Annotated in this window: 17 protein-coding genes and 1 pseudogene; 14 read left to right on the forward strand and 4 right to left on the reverse strand. The window is 62.4% G+C overall.

Annotated features, from left to right (window positions below; all coding sequences use genetic code 11):
* The first annotated feature begins 98 nt into the window (after positions 1-98).
* The 5 genes from D8676_RS22555 to D8676_RS22580 all read left to right on the forward strand — a co-directional run bounded on the left by D8676_RS22555 (position 99) and on the right by D8676_RS22580 (position 8,367).
* A complete protein-coding gene (locus tag D8676_RS22555; RefSeq protein ID WP_121583347.1) occupies positions 99-4,418 on the forward strand; it encodes a strawberry notch-like NTP hydrolase domain-containing protein in 4,320 nt (1,439 codons plus the stop codon).
* Positions 4,418-5,455, forward strand: coding sequence for a toprim domain-containing protein (locus D8676_RS22560; protein ID WP_121583348.1), 1,038 nt, complete (start codon positions 4,418-4,420; stop codon positions 5,453-5,455). Before D8676_RS22555 ends, D8676_RS22560 begins: the two co-directional genes overlap by 1 nt.
* A gap of 343 nt (positions 5,456-5,798) precedes the next feature.
* The gene (locus tag D8676_RS22565; RefSeq protein WP_121583349.1) at positions 5,799-6,725 is read left to right on the forward strand and encodes a DUF2493 domain-containing protein; all 927 of its coding nucleotides are present in this window, start codon (positions 5,799-5,801) and stop codon (positions 6,723-6,725) included.
* A 265-nt stretch (positions 6,726-6,990) separates the two neighbouring features.
* Positions 6,991-7,440, forward strand: coding sequence for a hypothetical protein (locus D8676_RS22570; protein ID WP_121583350.1), 450 nt, complete (start codon positions 6,991-6,993; stop codon positions 7,438-7,440).
* Positions 7,441-8,040: 600 nt separating this feature from the next.
* Positions 8,041-8,367 (forward strand): DUF736 domain-containing protein, encoded by a 327-nt coding sequence (locus D8676_RS22580; protein ID WP_047166144.1) that lies wholly within the window; start codon positions 8,041-8,043, stop codon positions 8,365-8,367.
* A 64-nt stretch (positions 8,368-8,431) separates the two neighbouring features.
* Here the strand turns inward: D8676_RS22580 and D8676_RS22585 are convergent, their stop codons facing one another.
* Both D8676_RS22585 and D8676_RS22590 read right to left on the reverse strand, forming a co-directional pair.
* The gene (locus tag D8676_RS22585) at positions 8,432-9,673 is read right to left on the reverse strand and encodes a HipA domain-containing protein (RefSeq protein ID WP_121583351.1); all 1,242 of its coding nucleotides are present in this window, start codon (positions 9,671-9,673) and stop codon (positions 8,432-8,434) included.
* Positions 9,666-9,971 (reverse strand): helix-turn-helix domain-containing protein, encoded by a 306-nt coding sequence (locus D8676_RS22590; protein ID WP_121583352.1) that lies wholly within the window; start codon positions 9,969-9,971, stop codon positions 9,666-9,668. The genes D8676_RS22585 and D8676_RS22590 overlap by 8 nt, the downstream gene beginning before the upstream one ends.
* Positions 9,972-10,277: 306 nt before the next feature.
* On the opposite strand from D8676_RS22590, the gene D8676_RS22595 reads away from it, so the two are divergent.
* The 9 genes and pseudogenes from D8676_RS22595 (at position 10,278) to D8676_RS22630 (ending at position 17,103) form a co-directional block, all read left to right on the forward strand.
* Positions 10,278-10,526 carry a helix-turn-helix transcriptional regulator gene (locus D8676_RS22595; RefSeq protein WP_047166147.1) on the forward strand — a complete coding sequence of 83 codons (249 nt, stop codon included), beginning with the start codon at positions 10,278-10,280 and terminating at the stop codon, positions 10,524-10,526.
* A gap of 117 nt (positions 10,527-10,643) precedes the next feature.
* On the forward strand, positions 10,644-10,904 hold the full coding sequence (locus D8676_RS22600) for a DUF2285 domain-containing protein (protein WP_121583353.1): 261 nt from the start codon (positions 10,644-10,646) through the stop codon (positions 10,902-10,904).
* Between the two features lie 176 nt (positions 10,905-11,080).
* On the forward strand, positions 11,081-11,356 hold the full coding sequence (locus tag D8676_RS27740) for a DUF6499 domain-containing protein (RefSeq protein ID WP_245427058.1): 276 nt from the start codon (positions 11,081-11,083) through the stop codon (positions 11,354-11,356).
* Positions 11,346-11,840 (forward strand): DUF2285 domain-containing protein, encoded by a 495-nt coding sequence (locus D8676_RS22610; RefSeq protein WP_245427060.1) that lies wholly within the window; start codon positions 11,346-11,348, stop codon positions 11,838-11,840. The genes D8676_RS27740 and D8676_RS22610 overlap by 11 nt, the downstream gene beginning before the upstream one ends.
* 136 nt (positions 11,841-11,976) lie before the next feature.
* Positions 11,977-12,258 carry a helix-turn-helix domain-containing protein gene (locus D8676_RS22615; RefSeq protein ID WP_121583355.1) on the forward strand — a complete coding sequence of 94 codons (282 nt, stop codon included), beginning with the start codon at positions 11,977-11,979 and terminating at the stop codon, positions 12,256-12,258.
* A gap of 20 nt (positions 12,259-12,278) precedes the next feature.
* A pseudogene (locus D8676_RS27455) lies at positions 12,279-12,848 on the forward strand (replication initiator protein A); the annotation flags it as partial.
* 30 nt (positions 12,849-12,878) lie between these two features.
* Entirely contained in the window at positions 12,879-14,378 is a 1,500-nt protein-coding gene (locus tag D8676_RS22620) for a helicase-related protein (protein WP_183097204.1), read from the forward strand.
* Positions 14,375-16,369: a BREX-3 system phosphatase PglZ gene (gene pglZ, locus D8676_RS22625; protein ID WP_121583357.1), complete on the forward strand. Its 1,995-nt coding sequence runs from the start codon at positions 14,375-14,377 to the stop codon at positions 16,367-16,369. Before D8676_RS22620 ends, pglZ begins: the two co-directional genes overlap by 4 nt.
* Complete coding sequence (locus tag D8676_RS22630; RefSeq protein ID WP_121583358.1) at positions 16,369-17,103, forward strand: hypothetical protein; 735 nt, start codon at positions 16,369-16,371, stop codon at positions 17,101-17,103. Before pglZ ends, D8676_RS22630 begins: the two co-directional genes overlap by 1 nt.
* On the opposite strand, the gene D8676_RS22635 is transcribed toward D8676_RS22630, so the two are convergent.
* Both D8676_RS22635 and D8676_RS22640 read right to left on the reverse strand, forming a co-directional pair.
* On the reverse strand, positions 17,085-17,756 hold the full coding sequence (locus D8676_RS22635) for a HEPN domain-containing protein (RefSeq protein WP_245427062.1): 672 nt from the start codon (positions 17,754-17,756) through the stop codon (positions 17,085-17,087). The genes D8676_RS22630 and D8676_RS22635 overlap by 19 nt on opposite strands.
* Positions 17,757-17,776: 20 nt before the next feature.
* Positions 17,777-18,760: a WYL domain-containing protein gene (locus D8676_RS22640; RefSeq protein WP_121583359.1), complete on the reverse strand. Its 984-nt coding sequence runs from the start codon at positions 18,758-18,760 to the stop codon at positions 17,777-17,779.
* Positions 18,761-18,875: the final 115 nt, after the last annotated feature.

The raw sequence follows: 18,875 nt of genomic DNA on the forward strand, positions 1-18,875 counted from the left end.
CAAGAGGAAGAGGGCGGCCGGAACGGGATGAGTTCGGGCAGCTGAGAGAGAGAGCGCTGCTCGGGCTCTCCTGTTTCTGCTCTCCCGAGGTTCCTCTCATGAACATGGTGTCCCCCGTGACCGGCTCGGTCACGTCCGTTGCCACAGCTCCTGCCATTCTTACCGCCGCGACCATCCTCTTGGGCCATCTGGAACGCGGCCAGCATGTCAGTGCCGCGACGCTGCGCGATGCGATGGAAACGGCTTTCGGCGCGTCCGATGCGACCGGCACCTGGGACTGGAAGACGGCCTATGAGGCCTGCGAAGTCGCCACAGTCCTCTTCTTGCGCAAATACGGGAAAGCGCTTTTCCGGAAAGCCGCGTCTCCGGCTGCACGGCTTTCCGCCATTGCCCGGATCGTGGACCGGTTGCCGACCCACACGCGCCGATCCGAGGAAAGCCAGGCGCTCCAGCAATTCTCGACGCCCGCACCGCTCGGTCTCGCCGCCATCGCAGCAGCCAAAATCACCGCCAACGACGTGGTGCTGGAACCGTCGGCCGGAACCGGGCTCATGGCGATCCTGGCCGAGATTGCCGGTGGCAGGCTGGTGCTGAACGAGCTGGCCGATACCCGCGCTGAGCTGCTTTCTTCCCTCTTTCCGGCTGTTTCCACCACCCGCTTCGATGCCGCACAGATCGACGATCACCTCCGACCGGCGATCGTCCCCTCGGTCGTGCTGATGAATCCGCCATTCTCGGCGACGGCCAATGTTTCGGGGCGAATGGCTGACACGGCGTTCCGCCATGTCGCCTCGGCTCTCGCACGGCTGGCCGATGGCGGGCGGCTCGCAGCTATAACGGGAGCGAATTTATCTCCTGATCAAGCTGGCTGGCGCAATGCTTTCGTCCGCCTGCAAGAGCAGGGCCGCCTGATCTTCAGCGCAGCCATCGCCGGATCGGTTTACGCAAAGCATGGCACGACCTTCGCGACGCGCCTGATCGTTATCGACAAGACGCCGGCCGAAGATCCGTCGCAGTTTCCGGCTTCATCCGGCGCTGCTCCCAATGTTGCGACGCTGCTCGACTGGATCGAGACACAAGTTCCACCACGCTTGCCGGTTATGCACCCGAAACTGCCGGAATCCGTCCTGGCGGCGGTACCAAAGTCAGTGCGCAGCACCCTCACGCGCGCGGCGATGGCGCGATCCGCCACCGCTCCAGTTGGCGATCCTGAGGGTGTTGAACTCGTCTATGAGACGGTGGACTGGACGCCGCCCGAGGGCGCACAACTAACCGATGCGATCTATGAGCAATACGGATTGCAGTCGATCCGGATTCCCCGTGCACAGCCGCATCCAACCAAGCTTGTCCAATCAGCTGCCATGGCTTCGGTTGCACCACCAAAGCCATCTTATCGGCCGATGCTGCCTGGCGACATCCGTGAGCGCCTCTCCGATGCCCAGCTCGAGACGGTGATCTATGCCGGTGAAGCACATGCCGATTATCTGGCCGGCGCCTGGTCCGTGGACGAAACCTTCGACACGGTTAGCGCTGCGCCCGCGGACGCAGAAGGCGCTGTACGGTTCCGCCGGGGGTTCATGCTCGGTGACGGCACCGGAGCCGGAAAAGGCCGCCAATCGGCCGGGATTATCCTCGACAGCTGGCTGCGCGGGCGACGCAAGGCCATCTGGATCAGCAAGTCGGACAAGCTGATCGAGGACGCGCAGCGGGACTGGTCGGCGCTCGGCATGGAGCGGCTTCTGATCACGCCGCTATCGCGCTTCTCGCAGGGCAAGCCGATCACGCTGTCGGAAGGCATCCTTTTTACCACCTATGCCACGCTGCGCTCGGATGATCGCGGCGAGAAGGTTTCGCGCGTCCGGCAGATCGTGGATTGGCTGGGATCGGATTTCGACGGTGTCATCATCTTCGACGAGAGCCATGCCATGCAGAACGCCGGTGGCGGCAAGGGAGAACGCGGGACTATCGCGGCATCGCAGCAGGGGCGTGCCGGGCTGCGGCTCCAGCACGCCTTGCCCGATGCCCGGATTGTCTATGTCTCGGCCACGGGCGCAACGACGGTGCATAACCTCGCCTATGCCCAGCGGCTCGGCCTCTGGGGCGGCGAGGATTTCCCTTTTGCCACCCGTGCCGAGTTCGTTGAGGCGATCGAGGCCGGCGGCGTGGCGGCCATGGAGGTGCTGGCGCGCGATCTGCGTTCGCTTGGGCTCTATACCGCGCGGTCCCTTTCCTACGATGGCGTCGAATATGAACTGGTGGAGCATCGGCTGACGGACGAGCAGCGACGCATCTATGATGCCTATGCCGGCGCTTTTGCGGTCATTCACAACAATCTCGATGCGGCGATGGAGGCGGCCAACATCACTGGCAGCGACGGCGCGCTGAACCGCCAGGCCAAAAGCGCCGCCCGATCCGCCTTCGAATCCGCGAAACAGCGCTTCTTCGGGCATCTTCTGACAAGCATGAAAACCCCGACATTGATCCGGTCCATCGATGCCGATCTTGAGGCCGGGCATGACGCCGTCATCCAGATCGTCTCGACCGGCGAGGCGTTGATGGAGCGGCGCCTCGCCGAACTGCCAGCTGAGGAGTGGAACGACGTCCGCGTCGATATCACGCCAAGAGAATACGTACTCGATTATCTCGCCCATTCCTTCCCGGTGCAGCTCTACGAACCCTTCACCGATAGCGAGGGCAATCTCTCCTCGCGGCCGGTATTTCGCGATGGCCAGCCCGTCGAATGTCGGGCGGCTGTTGCCCGGCGCGACGCGATGATCGAGCACCTGGCCTGTCTACCGCCTGCTCCCGGCGCCCTCGACCAGATCGTGCAGCGGTTCGGGACCGATGTCGTGGCCGAGGTCACGGGCCGTTCGCGCCGGATCATCCGCAAGGGCGAAGGCTCAGCGGCACAGCTGGCAGTCGAGAACCGCGCGCCTTCCGCGAATCTGGCGGAAACCGCCGCCTTCATGGATGATCAGAAGCGCATTCTGGTCTTTTCCGATGCGGGCGGCACCGGGCGCAGCTACCATGCCGATCTTGGGGCGCGGAACCGGCGCCTGCGGGTCCACTATCTTCTCGAACCGGGCTGGAAGGCAGACGCTGCCATTCAGGGGCTGGGCCGCACCAATCGCACCAACCAGGCGCAGCCGCCGCTGTTCCGGCCCATCGCGACCGATGTGAAGGCCGAGAAGCGTTTCCTTTCGACCATCGCGCGGCGTCTCGACACGCTCGGCGCGATCACGCGTGGCCAGCGCCAGACCGGGGGCCAGGGCCTCTTTCGGCCCGAGGACAATCTTGAAAGCCCCTATGCCCGCGATGCCTTGCGGCAGCTCTATATGCTGATCGTGCGCGGCAAGGTGCACGGCTGTTCGCTCGGCCGTTTCGAGCAGATGACCGGTCTGAAGTTGATGGATGCGAACGGCATCAAGGACGACCTGCCGCCGATCACTACCTTTCTCAACCGGCTGCTGGCGCTGACCATCGAGCTGCAGGCCATTTTGTTCTCGGCTTTCGAGCAGCTGCTCGAAGCGCGGGTCGACGGGGCCATCGCCTCCGGCACATACGATCTTGGTCTTGAAACGCTCCGCGCCGAAAGCTTCACTCTGACCGGCCGTCAGGTCATTTACACTCACCCCGCGACCGGCGCTGAGACCCGGCTGCTTTCAATCAGCGAGCGCAAGCGCAACCAGCCGATGTCGCTCGATGTGGCCCTACGCGAACTGGCCGATCCGCGGGCAAAACTGCTGGTGAATGAACGCTCGGGCCGTGCCGCCGTCCAGATCCCCACCACCAGTGTCATGCTGGACGATGGCGAGATCGAGCCGCGCGTACGGCTGCTGCGGCCGATGGAATGTACGACCTTTGCTCTTCGTGCGATGGGCGAAACGCGCTGGACCGAAGCCGATCGGGACAGCTTTGCGGCCATGTGGAACCGGGAAGTCGCACTGGTGCCGGCCTATTCGGAGGGCACCCTTTACATCGTGGCGGGATTACTCCTGCCGGTCTGGAAGCGCCTGCCGCAGGATTCGACCCGTGTTTATCGGCTCCAGACCGATGATGGCGAGCGCATCATCGGTCGCCGTGTCTCGCCGGCATGGGCAGCCAGCGTCGCCGCCACAAAAAGCGTCAGCCTGACAGCCAATGAGGCTTACGCCGCTTTGATCGACGGGCGCACAATTCTCGACCTGGCCGAAGGGCTGCAACTGCGCCGCGTCCGGGTCATGGGGACTCACCGCATTGAACTTACAGGCTTCAGCGAAGCCATGCGCGAACGCCTGCGCGCCTATGGGCTCTTCAGTGAAATCATATCGTGGAAGTTGCGCTTCTTTGTGCCGGTCGGGGCAGCCGGCAGCGGGATTATCGGCAGGTTGGTCGAGCGCTTCCCGATCGAACGCATCGCAGAACGGGAGGCGGCCTGATGTCTCGTCTTTACGCCAACGAGCTGGCGCAGCGTCTCGGCCGGCAGGCCGAGTCGGTTTGCCGTCACTACCTCTCGAATGGCCATAAGCAGGGCCATTACTGGCAGGTCGGCGACGTCCGCAATGGCGCGGGACGCTCGATGTTCGTGCGGCTGCATGACAGCGCCAGGGGACCGGCGGGCAAATGGTCCGATGCCGCCACCGGCGAACATGGTGATCTGCTCGATGTAATCCGCGAAAGTCTCGGTCTCCTCGACTTCGCCGAGGTCGCTGCGGAAGCCCGACGCTTTCTGAGCCTTTCCCATCCAGAACCAGTCCCCACCGGGCGGCGTCGCGGAACTCCGGCTATATCGGGTTCGGCAGAGGCCGCACGCCGGCTCTGGCGCATCGCACAACCGATCACGAGCACGCTCGCAGAGACGTATTTGCGGAGACGCGGCATTACGGATTTGCACGGAACCGGCGCGCTGCGCTTCCATCCGAACTGCTACTGGCGGCCCGAGCATGAAGGGCCGACCGAGACCTGGCCGGCGATAATCGCGGCGGTCACCGATCGCGATGGCAACATAACCGGCGCCCACCGCACCTGGCTCGCGCGTGACGGGTCGGGCAAAGCGCCGCGTGATCCGCCGCGCAAGGCCATGGGGGACCTGCTTGGTAACGCCGTCCGGTTCGGAAAGGCACAAGATGTCATCGCGGCGGGAGAAGGCATCGAGACCATTCTGTCGCTGCGGCAATTGCTGCCACAGATGCCGATGGCTGCCGCACTCTCGGCCGGGCACCTCGCCGCTTTCCTGTTCCCGGCCCATCTACGCAGGTTTTATTTCGTGCGTGACAACGATCCGGCAGGCGACAGCGCACGAGACAAGCTCGTCGAGCGGGCGCTGGCGGCCGGAATCGAGACCATCACGCTCTCGCCGATGATGGGTGACTTCAACGAAGACCTCACTTCGTGCGGGCTGGATACATTGCGGGTACGGCTTCACGGGCAACTGGCTGCAGACGACGTCAGTCGTTTCATGGCTTTGGCTGCATAGCCGGGATGAGAAGCGGGCGGGTGCTTGTGTTCCGTTGCCGGCATACAGGAAGCCTTCTCTATTCGGCAGGGGACCGCGCCTCGGCCTTCGAGAGGGCGAGCGGCCCACAAACGGACCGGCCGGGCAATGGCGGCGCCCGACTGATTTCCGTCGGCGGCCCGCCACCCCACGCGACTAGTCGCGTGGGGACCCCGTCTCCCCCGCCTTTACAGCGCGAAGCAAATCAGCCGGGCTTTGCCATCGAGGCCCTCGCGAAAGGCTCGGGCTGCCTGGCCGGACCGCCTGCGGGCTTGTCGTCGCCATCAGGCCGCGACGGTCGCGGTCCTTGCCATCGGAGCCTGCCATGTACACCCATGACGAACGCGAACCCGATCACGCGACATCTGCCACCGGCCATGTCATCGAGGAGCTTGAGCTTTACGGCTATCGTCCGTCAGAGGACGAGTCCGATCCCCGGATCACGCCCGAGGATCACATCATCCAGAGCGCGGTCGCTGACATTTTCGACGCCCTGATCTCCACCATGGCCGACACCAGTCTCGATTTCGACCTTGCCGAGATCCTCTGGTCGAGCGTCAATACCTTCCACCGCGCTGTCGAACGGATCGAAAAGAAGCTCGACGACAACGAACAGGCCCAGAAGCGCCTCCAGCGCGAACAGGACGGATCCGAGGTGAAGTCGGTCCAGCTCGAGACCCTGATCGGGGTCGGGCAAAGCCTTATCGAGCGCCGCGACAGCATGGAAACTTTCCGCGAGACCGCTGCCGATATCTATCTGCGCACCCTCGGCATGCCCTGGTCGCCGCGCTCGGGTTCACGGGTCAATCATCGCCAGATGACGGCGGCCATGATCGATAGCCGGGACTTCATCGCCGCCAAGCGACGCGCCGACAATGACGTGCTGTTACCGGCCGGCACGAAGATCGCCTTTTCGGGTGGCGAGACCACCGATCATCGATTGATCTGGGACAAGCTCGATCAGGTTCATGCCAAGCATCCGGACATGGTGCTGCTGCATGGTGGATCGCCGAAGGGCGCCGAGCGCATCGCCGCCACCTGGGCCCACAATCGCAAGGTGCCGCAGGTCGCCTTCAGGCCCGATTGGGCCAAACACGCCAAGGCCGCGCCTTTCAAACGCAACGATCAGATGCTCGGCACGATGCCGATCGGGGTCATCGTCTTTCCAGGTACAGGGATTCAGGACAATCTCGCCGACAAGGCGCGCAAATTGGGCATTCCTGTCTACCGCTTCGCGACGGGCGGCGCGTGAGCGCCGCCCGCAATTCCTCAAGGCCTTCGACGAACCGGAGATGGCTCGACGTCCCGTCATGCCGGCGAAACACATCGCCTGTAGGGCGATGGGCCGCTCGATCCGAGCATCTCCAGGCAGAGCAAGGAAAAGGGCCGGACAAGGTCAGGGGTCTCTTTGATCCCTATTTGTTCTTAATGATCGCTGGCACTTCTGCTACTGTTCCGATCGCGCCGTGGAGGTGGTGGCAGGCGCACCGTCCAATCCATTGCACGGAGACACCACCATGACCTTTCTCGGTATTCTCGCCGCCATGGCCGCCATGGCCGCCATAGGCTTCATGTGCTGGCTGCTTTTCAACCTTGCCGTCTTTGCGTTGCCCTTCTTCATCGGGGTGAACGCCGGTATCTGGGCCTACGGCACCGGCGCGGGCTGGCTCGGGGCCGTTCTTGTCGGATTACTCGCTGCCGGCCTGACCTTGGCGGCAGCTCAAGGCCTGCTCATTCTGGTCCGGCCTCTATGGGCGCGGTTGCTGATCGCACTCGCCTTTGTCGCTCCGGCTGTCGTCGCCGGCTTCTACGCCACGCTCGGCATCGTCAAACATATGATGCCGTCCGAGACCTGGCAGCTCATCTTCTCGGTCATTGGCGCAATTGCCGTGGGAGTGACGAGCTTCCTGCGGCTTGCGGCAATGTCATTTGCCGAGTCTGCTGGCACGGGCCATGCGCGCACCTAGCTGCGTGCAGAATCCGGTTGGTGGCCAGAATAGAGGGATGAACCTGCCGTCGTCAGAGATAAGGGGCGCGGGATCGGCGTAGTGAACTCGCATCAGCCCGGTGGAGCGATGGGCACATAGCGGGAGCGCAGGACGGATGGCGCGAATTTCGCGGGCACATTGCGGAACCCAGGCGGGATGCGCTCTCGCCGACTTCGGTTGGGTCAAATATCGGTACGCGTGCCAAGGACAGGGGCGACGTCACGGGCATTCGTCGCGACCGGTCCGGCGGAACCTTGAATGCGCCAGAATCTGCGTTCTTCTCGTATCTCTGACCGCTCCAAACGGCCTCTTCCATGGCCTGATCTGGCCGAAGACCAGCGCGCGGCGCGCGCTTCGATCGCTTTGGCGCAACAGCGTCGTCACAACTTTCTTCCCCTGACGGCCCCACCCCATGTTCCATGGGTCCCCGAGGCGCGTCATTCCTCGCGCGAGCAAGAAAGTCCCTCCTGTGCTGTCCAGTCCCCGCAAACGGGGATGCGCCAGCAATCGTCTCCGTCCCGTCGATCGCCATCGAGGCCGCAATGGTGCGGGCTCGAAAACGGAAAACGGAGATTTGAAATGGCGACCATCGGTACCTTCAAGAAGACCGGTTCGAACGAATTCACCGGCGAAATCGTCACCCTCAGTGTCCAGGCCAAGGGCGTGCGTATCGTTCCCGACATCCGCGCAAACGGCGAGAACGCTCCCAGCCACCGGGTCCTGGTCGGCCGCGCCGAGATCGGTGCCGCCTGGTCCAAGCGCTCGGGCGAAGGCCGCGATTATCTGGGTCTCAAGCTCGATGATCCGAGCTTCACCGCCCCGATCTACGCCAACCTCTTCGATGACGAGGACGGCGAAGCCTACTCGCTGATCTGGTCCCGCCCCAATCCGCGTCGCGGCGACTGAAGCGCAAATGGCCCCGGCGCCAAAGCCGGGGCCATTTCTCTGTCAGCCGACCAAGGAACGGCCCTCAGTCCAAGAGGACAGGCATCATGGCCCTCACATGGGCGTCGATCCGTTCCAGAACGATCGATGGGATCGCATCACGTTCCGGCAATTTCCACCAATGCGCATCGATGCGCCTTACTGTCTCGCTGACAGTTTTCAGGACGGCGGGCTCTGGAAGACGCGCCCGATTGGCGAAAGCCTTCCACCGCGGCAGCGTCAGGGCCTTGAACGCGCGTTCACCGCCAAGTGACAAAGCCAGATTGTCAGCCGGGATATAAGGAACCGTCGAAAGCACGTCGTAGATCGGCGCCAGGGCGGGCGAATTGCCGTCACCGGGATAGATCAGCGACCAGTTTTTCAGGTGCATGTCGCCATTGCCCATGACCACCGACAGGGTCAGGCGGCGGACGAACTCCAGCGCCGCTATCGGCGAGATCGCCACATTCAGAGCCGCGGCGATGTCATGATAGGCCGCGCCTTCATATTTTCGTGCCGGATAGATACCGAAGACCTGGGCGAAATCCTCGATATGAATTCGTCGCGCGCCGGAGGCGCGATCGAACCGCCGGATAAGAAGGACCAGACCCTCGGCCAGGGTCTCGAACTCTCCAGGGATGCCTTCGAACTGGTCTTTGCCCACCAGCTCGCGTTCGGGCACGTCCATGCCGATGGCTTCGGCCAGCGCGAGATTGGCGAACTCGTTCTCCGACACGCCTGGAAAGGCGGTCGAAGGAAACTTGGCGATGTACTGACCGTCGCTGTCCCCGAGCGGCACTGTCAACCCGCCGCCCTTGCCGGTGTTCTTCATCACCGAAAGCTTCATCTGCACGCCGGCGAGCGAGAAACGCGCTTTCGGCTCGCCCTCAACTGCAGCGGTTGCAGCGACGATATCTCCGTTACTCGGGATAACCCGCACAGCGCCTGGCAGGTCGGCGCCCAGCGCGGCCAGCAGATCGAAATCATTGCCAGGCCGGACGGTCCGGGCGTGATGCTTTTCCATCGCCTCGCGCAGCTTGTCCTCGGGCAGGAGGTTGGCAAAGAAGGGCGGCAAGGCGCCTGCCACCGGGCGTGGATCCTTGCGCAATCCTCCCGTCGCCGCGCGGAAGGACAGGCTCAACACGGGATGCCCTCCGCTCGCGCGGTAGGCAGGATCGAAGCTGAAGGCGTTGAAGTCGCCCGGTGTCCTGACGATCGTGCCGACCTTCACCTCATTGAGGAGAACATCGAGAGACAGGACGGTTTCGGCGGAGCGGGCTCTATTCATCATCACCTTCCGCTTGCGGGCTGAAAGCCGGCCGGTCGTCCTCGCCCTGCGGGCTGAGCAGCGCCTCAATGGCCGGGACCATCGCCTGAGGAACCAGCATCATCTCCAGGCCAAGCGCCCTTGCAACATTGATCAGAGTCGTGGCGCGTGCCGCTGCGGCTCCGGTTTCGATGTCGCGATAGCGGGGACGGGATATGCCGGCGAGATCGGCGACCTGTTCCTGCGTCAGGCCCGCCGCTAGCCGTGCGCGCCGAAAATGGTCGCCGATCATATCCAGAGCCTCTGCTTCGGTTTTCATGTGAATCCTTTACAGATCAATTTGCTCGATTTGATCCGGAAACGTATCACAAGGCGGTCTGGAAGGCAAGAATTTGATCCGCAAACATATCTCAGTAGGACGGATTGATACGTTTGAGCGTCATTCGGCGTTCTTTGGTGGGTCAATCCCATCAGCCTTGGCGGCCGAATCAGTCGTCCGACAACAAAGGTCAGCGCCGCTGTAGCTGCGGAACAGACGGCCAATTCCCGATGACTATTTGCCAAGAACGACTATTATAGTCGTAGTTCTGGAGTGCGCGCCGGTCGCAATGGGAGGTGATCATGCATGATCACCGCCCGACAGTCGCGGGCCGCGCGCGCCTTGCTGGGTTGGACACAGGAGACGCTCGCTGACAAGGCCCGTGTATCACTGACCGCGCTCAAGCGCCTCGAATCCGAAAGCGGCCTCGAGGTGTACGAAAGCACGCGCGATCAGGTCCGTCGGGCTCTCGAAGCAGCCGGTGTCGTCCTTCTGTCGACCGAGCGTGGACACGGAGTGCTGCTGGTCCATGATGGTGGTGACAAAAAGCGCTGACGGGCAAGCGGCAGACGCCGTGTTCCTTCCAGGCGATATTCTCCCAAAACACACAATCTTGGAGTATCTGGTGTTACCCCGCGTCCTGCAGTGGGCAGCACGCACCAGGCAATTGACATGCCCCCGATAGAACCCTTCGAGGATGCACCACCGGTCTCCAGCGAATTAACCGCCTATGACCGTGCCCATATCAAGCTTTACATGCGACTGCTGGATGCCGCTGCCGATGGCGCCGAGTGGACTGAAGCCGTTCAAATCCTGTTTGGCATCGACCCCAATCTCGAGCCGGATCGCGCACGCCGGGTCCATGATGCTCATCTGGCGCGCGCCAAATGGATGGCGCAGACCGGCTACCGTCATCTTCTCTGGAAGCGATAGGTCCGATGTTCGCATCCGGCGCGGCGCACGTAGACGCGCGGGGGCGATACGGCGTTTCGCGGCCTGTCGGCAGATTTTCCGCATTGCTGGCCGCCCTGTCATGCCGCTGCAACAGATCTTGTCGTAAATAGCTCGGCGAAAAATCTGATCTGCGCTTTGCACGTGAGGAGGGACGGGTGCGACCGGACACTTCCCATTGGCGAGACAGTCGTCGCTATGAATTCTTCGACACGCTCTCGGTCGAAGGGCTTGCATGGGAATGTTTGCGGCGGTTTGAACGCTACCAGGAGCATTATGGCGAGCTCGTCGCCATGAAGGCCGAGGATCATCCCTATTCAACCGACGCCCAGCGTCACTGGGGGTTGCGATTTCCCGGCTCGTCCGAGTCTTTCCGCGCTTCGTCAGGACGTCCTATGGTCGCCGCTCGCCAATCCGGCGGTCTTGCTCGCTGACGACACTCCGGAATTTCTGCCGCCGTCACCGTCACTGGCCGCGCCTGCCGGCGTTCGCCCGAGTCCGGAAGGTCTCCATGCCATCCATCGCGGCGGCATCGTCGCCCAGATCCTCCTGCTGTCGGGCCAAAAGACCGATAAAGCCTCGGCTGTCATCCTGCCGCTCGACGACGATCTGCCCGACCGGGTCGAGGCGGTGCTGCGGCTCTGGCAAGCGCTGAACGCGCGCGCCGTTACGCGCGACGGACGCATCACGCCGTACCAGCATCGACGTATCCGACTGATGATGCGAGCCGCCGACGGCCGGGCCAATGGCGCGACCTATCGCGAGATCGCCATCGCTCTGTTCGGTCCCGAGCGGGTCGCGGCCGAGCCCTGGAAGACCTCATCCTTGCGCGATGCCGTGATCGGGCTGGTCGAAAGTGCCGCGCCGCTCATCAATGGCGGCTATCGCAAATTGCTAAGGCATCGTCGCCGATCCTGAGCGCGCTTCGACGCCGGGGGTGGGGATTGTTCGCCAGTTATCTTCCCCATCCACCCCGCCTGCATTCCTTCGCCACCGTGATCGCGATCCGCCGTTGCTCCGCAGCGGCGCCCGGCAACGCCACGGAGGCCCGACAATGCGACCCAATCTCGCCGCTCTGCCGCCACGCTACCTGCGCACCAAGGAAGCGGCGGTGTTTCTCAGCCTTTCGGCGCGCACGCTGGAAAAGCACCGCACCTATGGAACCGGCCCGGCCTATCGCAAGCTCGGCGGGCGCGTCGTCTATTCGGTAGCTGATCTCGAAGCCTGGGCTTCGCGCGGCGCGGTTACTTCGACCTCCGATCCGCGCGGACAGGTTCTGCCAGCAAAACGGCACACGCCAACGGCCTATGGGCCGTCCGGCGGCATCAATCGCTGACCGTCGCACGAGGATTACCCATGGCGATCCGGCGACGTTCTCCGTCCGAGCGCGGGCAGCTCGACCTGTTCAGAGCGCTTCCCGGTGACTTCGCACCGCGGGACGCGCAGGACCTCATGGCGTATCCATTCTTCTCGCTCGCCAAATCACATCGCATCACCCCGATCGACTTCACCGCCGGAAAAATTGCGATCCGCGTCGAGGCGGTTGCCGACCACGGCATGGCAACGATCTGGGACGCAGATATCCTGATCTGGGCTGCCAGCCAGATCGTCGAAGCGCGCGATACAGGCCTGCGCACCTCGCGGCTCATGGCGGCGACGCCCTATGAGATTCTCACCTTCATTGGCCGCGGCACCAGCCTGCGCGATTACCAGCGTCTCAAGGCAGCGCTCGACCGGCTGCAATCCACCACCATCTCGACCACGATCCGCCAGCCCGCAGACGGACGGCGACACCGCTTCTCCTGGATCAATGAATGGCAGGAACGAACCGACGGCACAGGCCGCCCCGATGGTATCGAACTGATCGTGCCGGACTGGTTTTATCGCGCTGTCCTGGATGATGCGCTGATCCTGACCATCGATCGGGATCTCGCCATCCAGACCAAGGGCTGGGAGATGGAAAAGGCCGAGGTCGACACGCTGCTCGACCTGGCCCGTGCCACGGAGGCACAGGGGACGGACGCCAAGGCTGAGGCGCTCCTGGAGCTGATCTACAAGCTTCAGCAGGAAGAGAGCGATCCTGAGCTGAAGGTGCTGGTCTTCACCGAGTTCGTGCCTACGCAGGCCATGCTTGCGGATTTCCTCGAAAGCCGCGGCTTTTCGGTCGTCACGCTGAACGGGAGCATGGATCTTGAAGCGCGAACACGTGCGCAGCAGTCGTTCTCCCGCGATATCCGCATTTTGATCTCAACGGACGCTGGTGGTGAGGGTCTGAACCTCCAATTCTGCCACGTCATCGTGAACTTCGACATGCCGTGGAACCCAATGCGGGTTGAACAGCGCATCGGCCGCGTCGACCGTATCGGACAGCCGCACGTTGTGCGCGCGATCAACTTTGTCCTGGAGGACACGGTCGAGCATCGCGTGCGCGAGGTTTTGGAGACGAAGCTCGCGATCATTGCCGAAGAGTTCGGCGTGGACAAGGCTGCCGACGTCATGGACTCGGTCGAAGCAGAGCCGCTGTTCGATGAACTCTTCGTCCAGGGGCTCCAGAACCCAGACGCCATCGAAAGCGAGTGCGACGCGGTTGTATCGCAGCTTCGATCGACCATCGCTGAAAGCAAGAAGAGCAGCGAACTCCTGTCCGATGAGCACCAGCTTGATGCGGATGATGCGCGCAAATGGAGGGACCACCCGGCACAGTTCTGGCTAGAGCGGGCGATCACGACCGGACTACCCGCGCGCGGCGGGAACGCCGTCAAGGAAGCCGATGTTTGGCGGGTGCGTTGGGTGGACGGCAGCGTGTCGGCCAAGGTTTGCTTCGACGCGAGGACAGCCGAGGAGCGGCCCGACGTCGAATGGGTGACGCTTGAAGATCCCCGCGCTCGGGCAGTGATCAGCGATTTGCCGCGCTGCGTTTCGGGTCAACCGCTTCCTACAGTCCGAATTGCCGGTCTTCCAGAGAGCGTTCGGGGCGTATGGTCGCTGTGGGAGATCAGCCTGTCCGCCGATGACTTCAGTCGTCGCCGTTTCCTGTCCGTCTTCGTGAACGACGAAGGGCGAACCTTCCTGCCGACAGCGAAGCGGATCTGGGATCTCCTTCTGACGGAACGGGTCGAGAGCGTCGGAGCCGTTGCCGCCGCAGATGCAAATGGCTGCTTTGATCGCTCGAAGAATGCCGCGCTCGCCCAAGGTGAGCGTATCTTTGCGGAGCTGGTGGCGGAACACGGGGCCCGAATTAAGGAAGAACGCGAACGTGCCAAATACGCATACGACGTGCGGCACCAGGCCATTGGCCGGGTCGGGCTCCAGACAGTCCGGGGCTACCGCCGCAAGCGTCTGCGGGCCGATCATGATACCCGCATGGCGCAGCTTGATGCCGCCGAGGCCTACACGCCCGATCTGAATGCCGTTCTCCTGTTGCGTGTCGGCGGACCAGGACCGGATACATCATGAGCGCCTGGACCGATCGCATCCTGCAGGAGTTTCCTGCTGATCTTTCCCGCTTCTGGATTGCCTGCGATCCTGACGATCTTCTGCTCGATGAGCGCATTCTCCACGAACTTCGGGATCGGGGCTTCGAGGTTCTGCCATTCGAAGATTCCATCGCTTTCAGAACGGAGTATGAGGAGCGTTATCGGGCCGCTTGGGACCGGGGCGAAGAAGGACCGGCACACGCGCTTATTCTGCAATTGCGTGGAACCGATCTGAACGCTCTTCCCTGGGACTACGTCCGGATGGGCCGCAAGGTCAGCCTGAGCCTGGCCGACCTGTTTCCGAGGTTGAGCTATAGCGTAATCCGGCAAGTAGACTCCGAGCACCATGAAACCCTGTTTCTGGCACACAACAGACACGCCACGCAGCCGCTGGGAGAAGGAGCGACCAAGGACTTCATCCTGACCCATATCTTCCGCATCAGCCCTTACCTGCTCAGCAGGCCCGAGGACTTCTGGCGAGAGGTTTTGCGGCTCCATTACCGCGGCGCTGGGCTGCCGGAACTGCTCGCTAGGCATGTTGAGGGGATCTTGAAGGACTCCCGCCTTGGCGACCTGCCTATCGCGGAGCTGCTCTCGTCCAAGAGCTATATGGTGCGCGCGGTGCAGGATGCCTGGGGCCGCTTCTTGTTGCAGTATGGGATCCGCAGCGATCGGCGCTCGAACGACGAGACTGTTGAGGCATTGCCGGACCTCTCAGTACCGTTTGAACATCCCGACGTCAGGGTCATCATCGACACCATGTTCCTCGAAGGGGCCCTTCAGCCCGTCGGTGCACCGAGTTCAACGGCTGATTTGCCAGACTGGGTCAAAGTTGGTCTGGTTGATGACCCCCACGCACTCGGCAACCTTGTCTCCGCAGGTGCGCAGAAGATCGCCGCCGACCTGCCCACGGTTGAGGCAACGCATCGCGATTGGGTAGAAATGGCGCGTCGGCTCGGAGAGGTGATCTCGCGCTTCAACGGACTGAACGCGGGAGTGGCCGAACCCATAGAGCAGCAAGTCCGCGCTTTGCAGCGCGACGCGGATGAGCGGTTGAAGGATTGGCTTTTCGAGCATTTCGCCGACTTGCCATCGCTTCCTGCGGCAAAGGGCCCGGTGATGGTTCATCACGTGCCGCGATATCTGGCCTTACGTCGGAATGCCGGCGAAGAACGGGTGGCTCTCTTGGTGTTCGACGGTCTGGCCATGGATCAGTGGATTCAGATCCGGGAGCATCTGGCCGCACGCGTGCCCGGTTTCTCAGCGGAGGAAGGCGGGTGTTTCGCGTGGCTGCCAACGCTGACCTCTGTGTCACGGCAGGCGTTATTTTCGGGTCTCAAGCCCAGAGAGTTCGCGAACTCGATCGAAACGACGGCGCGGGAACCGTCTTTGTGGGATCGCTTCTGGCAGGAGAACGGCCTTCGCAAGTCAGAGATCATTTATCAGAAAGGTCTGAAGCGAAACGAGCAACTGGCTGAATTGGAGGAAGCTATCTCCCGGCCGGCAACGAAGGTTGCCGGAATCGTCGTCGATATGATCGATGAGATTGTCCACGGCGCGATGTTGGGGAAGCGCGGTATCGCCGGACAGATCGGTGCGTGGTGCGATACGGGTTTCGTCGAAAAGCTATTCCTGCTCCTCGCCGAACAGGGATATGTGATTTACCTCACCGCCGACCATGGCAATGTCGATGCTGAAGGCATTGGTCGTCTTAGTCAGGGCGTGGTTTCCGAACTCAAGGGCGAAAGGGTTCGAGCCTATCGCAGTGAAACTTTGGCATCGTCGGCTCCAGCCGACATCGATGCCTTCCGGTTCGATAGTCCCGGCCTACCGCCGGACTTCTTGCCGCTATACGCGGGTACGCGCGGCGCCTTCGTTCCGAAAGGTGACCACATTGTCGCGCATGGGGGGATATCAGTCGAGGAGCTCATTGTTCCGTTTATAAGAATAAACATGCCGAAAGCGATTTGATGAGTTCGCCGTCCCCGCAAATTGGATTTGATCGTTTCATACAGTTGGATTGGGCCGCTACTGCCCTCCGCATCAGAGCAGGTATAGCCACGCTTGATGACCTTGAGGCGATGCTCGATGCCTCGCACGCCGGCATAGCGGCCAAGAAGAAGACCAGGACTGTGCTTAACCGCCTGTGGTTGGACCCTCGGCCCGACCTGATCGGTTTCGCCGATCGCGGTGTAAAATTCTATCGGGATGCTCCGGATATTTCCGTTCCGGTGCTCACCTGGGGCATGGCCCTGGCTACCTATCCGTTCTTTGGAAAAGTGGCGGAGATTGTTGGCCGTCTGGCCGCGCTCCAGGGGGATTGTACCTCCGCCGAAGTCCATCGGCGCATGGCGGAGATTTATGGCGAGCGAGAAGGCACCCGTCGCATGACAAATATGGTCCTGCAATCTCAGGCGGACTGGGGGGCAATCGTGCGGACCGACAAAGGCAAGCGGATCGTGCTTGGAAAGCCCACTGATTTGGGCAGATTGCCGGTGGCGGCCTGGATCGCTGAAGCTTGTTTGCGGTATTCCGATCGCGCGTTGCCGGTCGCGACTCTTGCTTCCCACCGTGCGCTCTATCCGTTCAGCCTCGGCGATTCGATTACCTATCTCCTTTCGCAATCGCCGACAGTCGAGTTGCGGATCGATAGCGCGAGCAATCAGATTGTATCGCTCGTCGACGCTCAAGGAACAACAGGATAGAAGGGCTTGCCCCAGTCCTTCTCGGGATTGTCCATCATCAGATCGGTGAAGACGGGCATCAGGAAGCCGAGGATCGCGGCACCATCGCGGACCTGGGTGCGGTTGATGCCGCTGTTCCAGGTCGAGCCGCCATGAACGAGCTGGTTGCGCAACACATATAGCCGGTCGAAGACGAAGCTGAGCACGCGCTTGGTATCACCGCTCTGGATGGCCTGCGCGAAGGCGCGGGAGGAGACTTTGAAACGCTCTTCCCAATCCTCGAAGCCGGCAATCCCGTTATGGTGCTGCCAGAACGGATTGAAGACGTAGCGGTTCTCCATCAGCAGCCGCACCGGCCCCGAAAAGCGCTGCCAGATTGCCCCATAGATACGACGCTGCTCGTCGAGGTCGATCAACTTTCCGAAGAAGTCTGCAAAGGCGGCGCGTTCGCCCGGCTGGATGGTCTGGAATTCGCCCTCGTCGGCATAAGCGGCGTTGAACGCGATCCATAGGAAGATGAATTTCGCGTCGTCGTCGGTTCCGCAGACCTCGGCGCGGCCGATCCAGCTGATGGCGCGATGGACGCGCAGGCCCATCGTTTGCGGAAAGCCTTCGCGGATCGCGCGCTGCTTGGTTTTCAGTTCTGCATGGGTGAGGTCCGTCTTTGTGGTCATTCCGCTTCGTTCCTGTTGCCTTATGGCAGGGCGCCAAAATCGCTCCTGCGGTAATTTTCGACCAGCGCGCGCAGCCCCTCGGGCGCGATAACCTCAACCGCATCGCCCCATTGATAGAGATGCCATGCCATCTCAAGCCAGCCCGCCGCATGAAAGCGCACGACGAGTCCGCCATCCTCTTGCACCTCAACGGTTTGCTTTGGGTGAAAGCAGAATTCGGCCGCCCTTGCCGCAGCGTGCGGCGCAAACCGCCAGATGACCTCGTCATATTGCGCCGGGTCCTGGTAGACGCCGAAGGATTGCGCCGCATAGTCCTCCAGCGAAAAGCCGGGCATCAGGCTGAAGCTCTCATCCAGCGTCTGGACGCTCAGGATCTGGTCCATCCGGAAGTTAAGCATATCCTCGCCGCGCGCCGGCTGGCGCGCCACCAGATAGCTGCGATGCCCCAGCAGGAGCCCGTGCGGCTCGATGATCCGTTCAGGCGCATCCTCGTCCCGGTAGCGCAGCCGCAGACGAAACGGGCCGCGCAGGCCCTCGATCACGGCATCGAGCACCGCCGGCGCCAGATTGACGCGCGGGCCGGGGCGCGTCACCGAGCCCATTGCCAGCAGGACCGCCTCGACGTCGGCTTCGGTGCGCAGCGCATCCTTCGGTGTCAGGCGCGCCAGCAATCCGTCGCGCAGGTCTTCAAGGGCCGCCGCGTGGCGTAGCCGGCCATCGCCGCGCGCCGTTCGGCCGGCGATCTCCAGCGCTTCGACCGCCGTTTCCTGGCGGGTCTGAAGCCGGTCGAGCATGGGGTCGGCAACACGCCAGCGCCGCCGACGGTCGTCGCCATCCACCGCTTCGACATTGGTGAACACGGTCTCCAGCGCATCGGTCATGCGCTGCGCCGTGCGATGCGAAATGCTGAATTCCTCGCAGATCTCATCAAGACCGATCCCCGTCCGCCGCGTGGCAGCCAGACGCGCCAGCCTGATCAGGTCCTGAGCCTTGGCGAACGACATGATCCAAATCCTGGTCACAGACTATGTCAGATATTGACACCCACGCACGCTATGGCTGAACGTGCAATCTGTCGAGATGCAAGTCTTGTTGCGGATTTGCGTTCGACGAGGGGGC

It is taken from the genome of Mesorhizobium sp. YM1C-6-2 (assembly GCF_003666685.1).
GTDB lineage: Bacteria > Pseudomonadota > Alphaproteobacteria > Rhizobiales > Rhizobiaceae > Mesorhizobium_K.